General features: G+C 71.3%; 2 protein-coding genes and 1 pseudogene. 2 read left to right on the plus strand and 1 reads right to left on the minus strand.

All coding sequences use genetic code 11. The features are described from left to right. Both NI18_RS25295 and NI18_RS20105 read left to right on the plus strand, forming a co-directional pair. A pseudogene (locus tag NI18_RS25295) lies at positions 1 to 372 on the plus strand (peptidase M48); the annotation flags it as partial. After that, positions 372 to 944 carry a hypothetical protein gene (locus tag NI18_RS20105; protein WP_037532835.1) on the plus strand — a complete coding sequence of 191 codons (573 nt, stop codon included), beginning with the start codon at positions 372 to 374 and terminating at the stop codon, positions 942 to 944. The pseudogene NI18_RS25295 and the gene NI18_RS20105, both read left to right, overlap by 1 nt. On the opposite strand, the gene NI18_RS20110 is transcribed toward NI18_RS20105, so the two are convergent. After that, positions 941 to 1,659: ATP-binding protein (locus NI18_RS20110; RefSeq protein ID WP_037532838.1), on the minus strand; the 719-nt coding region annotated here is incomplete at its 5' end. The two genes, NI18_RS20105 and NI18_RS20110, sit on opposite strands and share 4 nt — an antisense overlap.

Raw genomic sequence — 1,659 nt, forward strand, 5'->3', positions numbered from 1 at the left:
CACTCGCGCCGTGGTGCCGCTCGCGCAGTTCCTCGACGACCAGATCAAGCTCACGACTTCGGCGCCAGCGCCTATCTGATCGCCGCCTGTGCCGCGCGCGGCTGGACCGCAGCACTCTGGCGCGCGCGCGGCGACCTGTACCGCGCCCGCGGCAACCCCCGCGACCTCGTCAACGCCGCACATTTCTATACACAGGCTACTGCGCTCGACCCGAGCCTCGCCGCCGCACAGCGCGGGCTGGGACTGGCGCTGGTCCGGACCGGTCGCCTCGCGGAGGGACAGGCAGCACTGCGCCGCTATCTCGCGGTCGACCCCGCCGCCGGCGATGCGGGCATGATCGCGGCCCTGATCGCCGCCCCGGAGGACCGCTGATGCGCTACCCGCTGCTTCCCGCCCTCCTCATGCTCCTGCCCGCGCCCGCCGACGCAAACGCCTATCGCGCGCAGGGCAAGCCCGTCCGCGTCGCCCGCACGATGACCGTCACCCCGCCGCGCGACTGGAACCAGCTCTCCGCCCGACCGGGCCGCAAGGCCGAGGTCTGGACGCTCGACGGTGAGCGGCTCAACGCGGTCACCTGGTTCGGCGGGATCGCACCCGGCGAGCCGCTGCTCCGCGAACCCCGGCGCCGCAGGACGCTGCCCCGGTTCGGCGACGCGATGCTGCTCGCCGAAATCCCCGAACTGCTCGAATCGACCTATCGCAGCGCGGGCGGGATTGCGGACTTCAGGCTCACCACCGCGGCGCCCGACCCGTTTCTCGGCCATGCCGGGATCCGCTTCGGCTATGCCTATGTCGACGCCGACGATTTGCCGCGCCGGGGCGAGGCACGCGCGACGATCGTCGCGGGGCTGCTCTACATCGTCACCTTCGATGCGCCGCGCACCGACTATTTCGACCGGCTGCTCGGCGACGTCCACCGCCTCACCGACAGCGCCGCGCTCTAGAACGCGCCCGCCGCCAGCGGCCGGTCCGCCTCCATCACCGCATGCAGCGCCCGCGCGAGCTCCGCCATCGAATAGGGTTTGTGCAACAGCGCAAAGCCCTGCGCGCCGTCCTTCGAGATCACGTCGCTATACCCGCTGGTCAGCAGCACGCGCATCGCGGGAAAGTCCCGGCGGACATATTGCGCCAGCGCGACGCCGTTCATCCCCGGCATCACCACGTCGGAGAACATCACGTCGAACGCGTCCACCTCCCGCGCCAGGATCGCCAGCGCCTCCTCGGCATCGCGCGCGAACACGATCGCATGCCCCAGATCGGCGAGCGCGGACATTGCGAAGTCGCCAACCGCGGCATTGTCCTCAACCACCAGGATCCGCAGCGACGGCCCGTCGCCGCGCGCCTCCGCCGCGATGCCGACCCCCGCCGGCACGCCGGTCGGATCATGCGGCAGGTACAACGTGAACGTCGCGCCCGCGCCGGGCGTGCTCTCGACGATCACCTCGCCGCCCGACTGTTTCACGAACCCGAACACCTGCGACAGCCCTAGCCCGGTGCCGTGGCCGATCGCCTTCGACGTGAAGAACGGCTCGAAGATATGCTCGATATGCGCCGGGTCGATCCCGCTGCCCGTGTCGCGCACGCCGATCGTGACGAAATCCCCGTCGCGCGCGACATGGCCGCGCACCGCCGGGATCCGCGCCGCGCGCCCGACCGCCC

This window comes from Sphingomonas sp. Ant20 (genome assembly GCF_000783375.1).
GTDB classification, from domain to species: Bacteria; Pseudomonadota; Alphaproteobacteria; order Sphingomonadales; family Sphingomonadaceae; genus Sphingomonas; species Sphingomonas aerolata.

What these genes read in the sequence shown, in the direction of transcription:
- NI18_RS20105 (WP_037532835.1), top strand. Translation starts at nt 372, where the DNA reads ATGCGCTACCCGCTGCTTCCCGCCCTCCTCATGCTCCTGCCCGCGCCC.